This is a genomic window from Photobacterium frigidiphilum, assembly GCF_003025615.1.
GTDB lineage: Bacteria > Pseudomonadota > Gammaproteobacteria > Enterobacterales > Vibrionaceae > Photobacterium > Photobacterium frigidiphilum.
Genome location: NZ_PYMJ01000012.1, coordinates 134,692 through 143,026 on the forward strand (window position 1 = coordinate 134,692; position 8,335 = coordinate 143,026).

The 8,335-nt window shown below is 39.1% G+C and carries 8 protein-coding genes, 1 tRNA gene, 2 rRNA genes and 1 pseudogene; 8 read left to right on the forward strand and 4 right to left on the reverse strand.

Annotated elements, in window-relative coordinates; translation table 11 throughout:
- The first annotated feature begins 226 nt into the window (after positions 1 to 226).
- The 7 genes from C9J12_RS13895 to C9J12_RS13925 all read left to right on the forward strand — a co-directional run bounded on the left by C9J12_RS13895 (position 227) and on the right by C9J12_RS13925 (position 5,597).
- A complete protein-coding gene (locus C9J12_RS13895) occupies positions 227 to 781 on the forward strand; it encodes a YtfJ family protein (RefSeq protein ID WP_107243261.1) in 555 nt (184 codons plus the stop codon).
- A 95-nt stretch (positions 782 to 876) separates the two neighbouring features.
- On the forward strand, positions 877 to 1,167 hold the full coding sequence (locus C9J12_RS13900; protein WP_227876363.1) for a hypothetical protein: 291 nt from the start codon (positions 877 to 879) through the stop codon (positions 1,165 to 1,167).
- Between the two features lie 39 nt (positions 1,168 to 1,206).
- Positions 1,207 to 1,977 carry a zinc uptake protein ZrgA gene (zrgA, locus tag C9J12_RS13905; RefSeq protein WP_107243263.1) on the forward strand — a complete coding sequence of 257 codons (771 nt, stop codon included), beginning with the start codon at positions 1,207 to 1,209 and terminating at the stop codon, positions 1,975 to 1,977.
- 43 nt (positions 1,978 to 2,020) lie between these two features.
- Positions 2,021 to 2,716 (forward strand): ATP-binding cassette domain-containing protein, encoded by a 696-nt coding sequence (locus C9J12_RS13910; RefSeq protein WP_107243264.1) that lies wholly within the window; start codon positions 2,021 to 2,023, stop codon positions 2,714 to 2,716.
- Positions 2,713 to 3,972: an ABC transporter permease gene (locus C9J12_RS13915; protein WP_107243265.1), complete on the forward strand. Its 1,260-nt coding sequence runs from the start codon at positions 2,713 to 2,715 to the stop codon at positions 3,970 to 3,972. The genes C9J12_RS13910 and C9J12_RS13915 overlap by 4 nt, the downstream gene beginning before the upstream one ends.
- Positions 3,973 to 3,983: 11 nt before the next feature.
- On the forward strand, positions 3,984 to 4,469 hold the full coding sequence (locus C9J12_RS13920) for a DUF3299 domain-containing protein (RefSeq protein WP_107243266.1): 486 nt from the start codon (positions 3,984 to 3,986) through the stop codon (positions 4,467 to 4,469).
- Positions 4,470 to 4,730: 261 nt separating this feature from the next.
- Entirely contained in the window at positions 4,731 to 5,597 is an 867-nt protein-coding gene (locus C9J12_RS13925) for a TIGR03899 family protein (protein ID WP_107243267.1), read from the forward strand.
- A gap of 35 nt (positions 5,598 to 5,632) precedes the next feature.
- Here the strand turns inward: C9J12_RS13925 and metA are convergent, their stop codons facing one another.
- Entirely contained in the window at positions 5,633 to 6,577 is a 945-nt protein-coding gene (gene metA / locus C9J12_RS13930; protein ID WP_107243268.1) for a homoserine O-acetyltransferase MetA, read from the reverse strand.
- 169 nt (positions 6,578 to 6,746) lie between these two features.
- Here metA and C9J12_RS13935 point away from each other — a divergent pair.
- Positions 6,747 to 7,720: pseudogene (locus C9J12_RS13935) on the forward strand (IS630 family transposase).
- 257 nt (positions 7,721 to 7,977) lie between these two features.
- Here C9J12_RS13935 and rrf (C9J12_RS13940) read toward each other — a convergent pair.
- The 3 genes from rrf (C9J12_RS13940) to rrf (C9J12_RS13950) form a co-directional block, all read right to left on the reverse strand.
- A 5S ribosomal RNA gene (rrf, locus tag C9J12_RS13940) occupies positions 7,978 to 8,093 on the reverse strand.
- A 7-nt stretch (positions 8,094 to 8,100) separates the two neighbouring features.
- Positions 8,101 to 8,176: transfer RNA gene (locus tag C9J12_RS13945), tRNA-Thr, on the reverse strand.
- 43 nt (positions 8,177 to 8,219) lie between these two features.
- Positions 8,220 to 8,335 (reverse strand): 5S ribosomal RNA (gene rrf, locus C9J12_RS13950).

Below are 8,335 nucleotides of genomic sequence, written 5' to 3' on the forward strand. Positions count from 1 at the left end.
TTTTTCGCCAGTTTGCATTTTAGGGGCGGCTACGAGCTGAGCATATCAATAAGCAAAAACTCATTGATACAATAGCTAAACGTTGTTCTTCATGTGTCAGCTCTTCGTTATTTGAATAGAATTCATACCTTTTAGTGATAAAGGTCGATTATTCTGCACTGGTTTAACCAGATCACGATAAGTTAACTAAGATAATGAGGTATCTAACAAAAATGGATTTAATACAATGAATAAGAAGCCAATGATTGTGCTATTCGCTGCCGCCTTATTACCTGCAATGGTAAGTGCTCATAACATTCAATTAGGAAAAAAAACACCTAGCGTCTCGGTAGCAGATAAAGGTGAGATTGTACTAAGCAACGATGAAATCGCGTATCAAGAATGGGATAACTCGGCTCTAGTCGGAAAGGTACGTGTAATTCAAGCAATAGCTGGCCGCAGCGCAGCCAAAGAAATGAACGCAGAATTTATTGAAGCAATAAAGGTTGCTCAATTGCCTGACGAAAACTATCAAACAACCACAATAATTAATCAAGATGATTCGATGTGGGGCACTGGTGGATTTGTAAAGTCATCAGCTGAAGACAGCAAGCGAGATTTTTCATGGTCATCGATGGTGCTAGATGCTTCAGGTTCAGTGCAGTCCGCTTGGGATTTACAGAAAGAAAGCTCTGCAATTATAGTGTTAGATAAACAAGGTAATGTCTTGTTTATTAAGGAAGGAAAGCTAACTTCAACTGAAGTGAAGCAAGCAATAACGTTAGTAAAAGAAAATATATAATTACATACGATTCCACTTTTATTTAACTAAGTCATGAACAGCACAGAAAGTAATGTTATATTATTACATTACTTTTGTTCATGGCGATTTCATACGTGATTAAACATCGATACCTTCGCTTTTTGCGTACTACAATAAGTGTATTGATTGTTCTAATCTCAGTGATTGGACCGCTTTCGGCTTTACATAAATTAGAAGCACTAAGCGCCGAGCATCAGATTCAAGATTGTAATATCTGTCACCTCGCGCATATTGCGACACCGACGGAAACAAATGACCTAATTGAGAGATATCCCTCTCCTATCTCACCATTTATCCCGCCTCCTCAGCAAGGCTTCTATACGCCAACAGTACAACAAGCAAGAGCACCGCCGTTGAATTCCTAATCAAAAAGAACCTCTTTAATTTTAAACTTAGGAATCATAATGACTTTTCCATCAAACATTTCAGCCCTTGCGATCGCCGTTAGTACTTTAGTTTCAACTGTAGCTTTTGCTGATGATAGCTTTCGTCAACACGATGCTCATATCCATGGTGTAGTAGAACTCAATATTGCCCAAGATGGTAATGACCTTCTTTTAGAGATCACAGCACCAGGCTCCGATATTGTCGGATTCGAGCATGCACCTCAAACCCAAGAACAAACTCAATCCATACAGCAAGCAATGTTAACTCTGAAAAAAACGTCGTCTCTTTTTGAAATTAACTCCGATGCAAATTGCGAATTAACGGATAGCTATGTCAATCAGTCTCTATCCAAGCAGAATGATGACCATGACCACAGCGATCATGATGACCACGACCACAGCAATCATGATGACCACGACCACAGCAATCATGATGACCACGACCACAGCAATCATGATGACCACGACCACAGCAATCATGATGACCACGACCACAGCAATCATGATGACCACGACCACAGCGATCATGATGACCACGACCACAGCAATCATGATGACCACGACCACAGCAATCATGATGACCACGACCACAGCGATCATGCTAATAAGCATGGTGAATTTACAGCGCAGTACAGTTTCAGCTGTAAAAATATAGCTCAATTAAATGAAATAAAACTAAACTGGTTCAATCACTTCCCATCGACAGAAAAAATATCAGTTCAAGCTATTACCGATAAAAGTCAGCAAGCTAATCAACTAAGTAAAAATAACGCTACTTTAAAATTTTAGTCATAATAGGGGGTAACATACCCCCCTATTCTTGGGAGATATGATGGTAATTATTGAACTTAATAAATTGACGTTTCGCTGGCCAGAGCAACAAACTGACTTACTTAGCATCGCTAATTTAAAAATTAATAAAGGTGAAAAGGTCTTCTTAAAAGGTCCCAGTGGAAGCGGTAAATCGAGCCTTCTAAGCTTACTTGCAGGGATCACACAACCGACTTCAGGCCGTGTGGACTTATTAGGACAACAATTCAGTAAATTGAAACCGACGCAACGCGACAAATTTCGCGCAGATAACATTGGGTATATATTCCAAATGTTCAATCTGCTCCCTTACCTATCCGTTATAGATAATGTATTACTACCTTGCCGATTCTCGAATCAAAGAAAACAAAAAATCCAAGGACACCTTGAGAACGAAGCTAAACGCCTTTTACAACAACTTCACTTACCTGATGATTGCTTACATAGACCTATATCAGAACTTAGTATTGGTCAACAACAACGGGTTGCTGCAGCAAGAGCTTTGATTGGCAAGCCTGAGTTACTCATTGCAGATGAACCAACTTCAGCATTAGATCATGATAATAGAGAGGCTTTTATTAAATTGCTCATGAATGAATGTAACGATGCGGGTATAACGCTCTTATTTGTAAGCCATGACACCACCCTAGAACCTCTTTTTAGTCGTAGCATCGCTCTAAACGATATTAATCTAGCAACTCAAGCAGGTGTTCAATGAAGGCTATTTTAAGATTAGCATGGCAAAGTCTAGTGAATAGAAGAACCACTGCCTTGTTAACGTTACTAACCGTAGCAATATCAGTCACTCTATTACTCGGTGTAGAGAGAGTCAGAACACAAGCTAAAGCAAGCTTTGCAAATACGATATCCAATACTGATTTAATTGTCGGCTCCCGCTCAGGACAGGTTAACTTACTACTTTATTCAGTCTTCCGCATAGGCAACGCGACCAACAATATAGACTGGCAAAGCTACCAAGAAATAAGTCAGCAACGTGCTGTAAAATGGGCAATCCCTATATCTCTAGGAGATTCTCACCGCGGCTTTCGTGTAATAGGTACTAATGATAGTTACTTCAAGCACTATCAGTATGGACAAAAGCAACACCTAACTTTTAGTGACGGACGACCATTTAACACCTTATTTGAAACTGTAGTAGGTGCTGAAGTTGCCAAAAAATTAAACTATAAGATCAATGATGAAATTGTTATTGCCCACGGTATAAGTGACAAAAAATTTAATCGTCACGATAACTTACCCTTCAAAGTTGTTGGAATATTAAAACCAACAGGCACACCAGTAGATAGAAGTGTGCATGTCTCTCTCGGAGCCATAGAAGCTATTCATGTGGGTTGGGAGTCAGGGGCAAGAATTGGGCAAACACCCGATGCCGCACAACTTGCTGAGCATCAATTCGAACCTAAGCAAATAACCGCCTTCATGTTGGGGTTAAATTCTAAAATACAGACCTTTGCTTTACAGAGATCCATTAATACTTATAAAAAAGAACCGCTCAGTGCCATTATGCCTGGTATAGCATTACATGAGCTATGGGGGATGATGTCGATTGCAGAGCAAGCACTATTAGTTGTGTCAGGGTTTGTAGTCATTGCAGGGCTACTTGGTATGTTAACCAGTTTGCTGACAAGCCTGAATGAAAGGCGTCGTGAAATGGCCATTCTAAGAGCAATGGGAGCTCGCCCAAGCCACATATTCTTTCTATTAATAAGTGAAGCGACTGTTTTAACATCTGCAGGGATAGTCCTTGGCACAATACTACTTTACGTAGGGTTGTTTACACTTCAGCCAATGATACAACAGCAGTTTGGCTTTTTTATAGAGGTAACATTATTGAGTACTTACGAACTAACTTTACTCGCCTTAGTACAAACAGCCGGAATCATCGTGGGCATTATTCCGGCAGTAAGAGCTTATAAGCATTCATTAGCAGATGGTATGACTATTAAAATATAAAGGATTCAATAATGAAAAGATGGCTCATCGCAATTATCTTCTGTTTACCAACACTAAGTAACGCCGAAGATGTATTAACATTAGATTGGATTGATCTTGTTCCACAACAAGAGAGAAAGCTGTTAGATCAAAAAAATATGATGCCTTTATTAAATCATGATGGAGAGGCAGCAAAACAAACAATGATCGGCGCAGTAAGAGAAGAATTAAACGGTAGTGAAGTGAGAATACCAGGGTTTGTTATACCTTTAGAAGGAGACAATAAGGTTGTAACTGAATTTTTACTTGTTCCTTACTTCGGAGCTTGTGTACATGTTCCACCGCCACCGCCTAACCAAATCATCTATGTTAAGTTCGCTAAAGGTGCACCTATTCAACAATTATGGGATGTTATCTATGTCGTGGGACGCTTAAAAACACAACATATAAGCCATGATATGGCTGAAGTTGGCTACTTATTAGAAGGGACTGCATTAGAAGAGTACGATGATATGTAGTATCAAAATTCTAAACTAGTTATGACTTACCTTGCTAATCATACGTGCGTAGCAAGGTAAGCCAACATAGAGACATAGCCAAGTATGAGAAAAACATCAGTCATCCGTTTAGTAAATTTATTCATCATCTCCTCTCCCTAAGTACCTCAACACAACCAAGTTAACAAATTTAACCATTAATTAACACCAATGTCACGCATCTTGATCTAAACCACAATTAACTGGTAAAACTATACAGGGCAAATTCGAATTGGATTCACTATGAAAGCAGGAAAGCAAACAGAACTAATAACTTTAGAAACAAAGACATCAGTAGTTAATGATAAGAAGCGCCAACTAAAAAGTGCGCAAAATAAAGCAGAAGAAATCGCACAAAAACATGCAATAAGTGCCCAAATAAAACAAACAGAACATGATATTCAGCAACGAACCTCAAATAGAATTTTACTCGAACAGAAAAATGAGCAACGAAATCTTGAAAGGGTTGTTAAGGTTACCTATGAGGCGTGTAGGGATGAAACGGCAGGAGATCCCGATCCAGATTGGTTAGCCCGGTTCTTTTCTATGGCAAAAAAAATTTACAGTCCATCAATGCAGATATTGTGGGGGAAAATATTAAAGCATGAAATCTTATTCCCAGGCTCAGTCTCTTTAAAATCACTCAAAACGTTACAAGATATGACACAGCGTGAGGCTCAAATCTTCCAGCAAGCAACTTCACTAACATGTAATTTTGGAAATGATAAAAGCCAGAAACTGTTAACCGGAATAAAAGTACACAAAGGGAAGCTATCTTTATTTAAACAAATCAAAAACCATAGAATTCAATATGGTGCTTATCAATTATCATATTCAAATTTACTGATTTTAATCGATCTAAGCTTACTGTTGAAAACCGAACTAGAGTCAGGAGAAATAGCAAAACATATCGACCTACCTTTTGGCTATAAGAGTAATGATTACACCCTACAGCCAATAAGAAAAGGGATTACATTCACATACTATCGACTCTCTCCAGTAGGAGAGGAGCTTACTAACCTATTTGGAAGTAGCATAAATCAACAATATAAAGATATGCTTTCAAACTTATTAAGCCAACACTTCATAGTGCAAAGCAATAAAGAATAAACAAAACATATCAGTTACGTATTACCTAAGAATATTCATTCGTCATCTTTGGTGAAATTGGCTTCAGAGAAGTCGTCAAGATCATAAGGCGTCTGTTGGTAGACACAATAATTTAACCAATTGGAAAACAGCAAGTGTCCATGGCTACGCCAACTCGCTACTGGTGTATTACTAGCATTATCATCAGGGTAATAATTCACAGGCATATTAGGCTCTATACCTTGCTCACAGTCACGAATGTATTCATGATGCAACGTATCAACTTCATACTCTGGATGACCAGTCACAAATACGTTCCGCTTATCTTTTGTCGACGCTAAATAAACGCCAGCTACTTCAGAGGTAGCTAAAATATCTAAATCAGTATGTTCCGCAAGATAACTAGGGGAAAAGTCAGCATAACGAGAATGGGGCGCCTTAAATAAGTCATCAAAGCCACGCAAAACAGGATGGTGGCGATCATGAATTTTATGTTCATAAACCCCAGATATTTTTTCTTTCCTTGTTCTCTTTGGCAGATCATAAAGTAACTTTAAACCTGCCTGAGCAGCCCAGCATACAAACATCGTCGATGTAACATGCTCTTTTGCCCAATTCATAATTATCTGAATTTCTTCCCAATAAAGAACATCCTCAAATTGAACTAATCCTAAAGGTGCACCAGTAACAATTAAACCATCAAAGTTACGATCTTTGACCATCTCAAATTGACGATAAAATGTGTCTAAATGCTCTGTTGGAGTATTTTTTGTTGGACGATTGTCGATCCGTAATAATTCAACATCAACCTGTAACGGACTATTTGATAACAAGCGTAAAAACTGTGTTTCAGTTTCTATCTTTTTGGGCATCAAATTAAGCAATAATACTTTTAATGGACGAATCCCTTGCGTCGCAGCACGTGCTTCTGACATAACAAAAATATTTTCACTACGCAGAATATCTGTAGCAGGTAAACGATCAGGAATTTTGATTGGCATCTTGGTTGTTCCTTACCTTTAAGATGTTTAGACGTCTAGATATCTAATTAAAGATATATAATATAAAGATAAGGTGCAAGTCTAAGAGTGCATAAACTAGTGAATAAGTTTGAATTGAATTGTTATCATCCACTTTAAATTAATTCCTAGCAAACAAACATCGATCTAGATGAAGATTCACTTTTTAGCACTAGCTCACTGCCAAGTTTGTCATTAAGGTACTCAGATAGCTAAGCTCCTAAACATTGGGCGCATCAATGTGAGCAAATGGATTCAGGTTTTTCTTGAAGAGGGACTCGACGGACTAAAGGAAAAACCGCGTACCGGCCGTCCTTCTTTTCTCTCTCATCAAGAAAAGCAACAGCTAACCAAGTACATTGAAGAGAGCGCGGCTAAACCTGATGGTGGCAGACTCACAGGTCATGATATTCATAACTACATCACGCAGACATTTGGCAAAGCATACCACCCAGACTACATCTATATATTGCTCAAAAAAATGGGCTTTTCATGGATAACCTCTCGTTCAAAGCACCCTAAGCAATGCGATAAAATCCAAGAAGATTTAAAAAATTCAAAATGGAAACGATCCTTAAGATCCCTGGTCACATAGGGCTTGAGAGTGTTGATGTTTGGTTTCAAGATGAAGTACGATTCGGCCAACAGAACACCACAACAAGGGTTTGGGCAAAGACAGGAACGCGTCCGCGCGTCATCAAACAGCAGCAGTTTGAATATGCATACCTCTTTGGTTCTGTTTGTCCTAGCCGAGGCATTGGAGAAGCAATCGTTGTTCCTTGGAGCAATAAAGATGCGATGAAACTACATCTTCAGCAAGTATCAAATGTTACAGAAAAAGGCAGACATGCCGTTGTGATAATGGATGGTGCAGGATGGCATACCGAAGACACGGCACACAGTTTTCATAATATCAGTATCGTAAAGCTTCCTCCCTATTCACCAGAGCTCAATTCAATAGAACAAGTTTGGAGCTGGATGAGGCAACACCATTTAGCCAATCAAGCTTTTGAAAATTATGATGAGATTGTTAATAAGGTGTGCAGTGCTTGGAACAGCTTTCTCAGTAACACGAAAAGGGTAACAAAGATGTGCACGAGAAGCTGGATTAGCCTGACCAGTTAATTAGCTAGAATGGTAATGCATACAAGATTCGTACAGGCTAATTTATACAATCTGATGATAACCAGACGTTTTCGATAAATTAAGAAGCAGAGTTTTATAAGAATAGAGTCTACTGTGGTTGATAGGAAGGAAGAAAGGTAAGAAGATATATTTAGAATATTGAAAATAAAGAGAACAATACTTTACGAAATTAGTGCCGTTTAAAATTTATGGTTTATAAACGAAAAAACCAGCCAAAGGCTGGGTTTTAAATAGGTATTCAGCAATGACCTACTCTCACATGGGGAGACCCCACACTACCATCGGCGCTACAACGTTTCACTACTGAGTTCGGCATGGGATCAGGTGGTACCATTGTGCTATTGTCGCTGAAAAAATAATGGTGCTAGTACCCAGATTCGAACTGGGGACCTCACCCTTACCAAGGGTGCGCTCTACCAACTGAGCCATACCAGCAAATCATTGGTAAAATTCGTATTCACGAATTTTTAAATTGGGCGCCTGGCGATGCCCTACTCTCACATGGGGAGACCCCACACTACCATCGGCGCAACTGCGTTTCACTTCTGAGTTCGGCATGGGATCAGGTGGAGCCACAGCGCTATGGTCGCCAGA

Coding starts and splice junctions, on each gene's coding strand:
- metA (WP_107243268.1), bottom strand. CDS start 6,577: ATGCCAATCAAAATTCCTGATCGTTTACCTGCTACAGATATTCTGCGT.
- C9J12_RS13915 (WP_107243265.1), top strand. CDS start 2,713: ATGAAGGCTATTTTAAGATTAGCATGGCAAAGTCTAGTGAATAGAAGA.
- C9J12_RS13920 (WP_107243266.1), top strand. CDS start 3,984: ATGAAAAGATGGCTCATCGCAATTATCTTCTGTTTACCAACACTAAGT.
- C9J12_RS13895 (WP_107243261.1), top strand. CDS start 227: ATGAATAAGAAGCCAATGATTGTGCTATTCGCTGCCGCCTTATTACCT.
- zrgA (WP_107243263.1), top strand. CDS start 1,207: ATGACTTTTCCATCAAACATTTCAGCCCTTGCGATCGCCGTTAGTACT.
- C9J12_RS13910 (WP_107243264.1), top strand. CDS start 2,021: ATGGTAATTATTGAACTTAATAAATTGACGTTTCGCTGGCCAGAGCAA.
- C9J12_RS13925 (WP_107243267.1), top strand. CDS start 4,731: ATGAAAGCAGGAAAGCAAACAGAACTAATAACTTTAGAAACAAAGACA.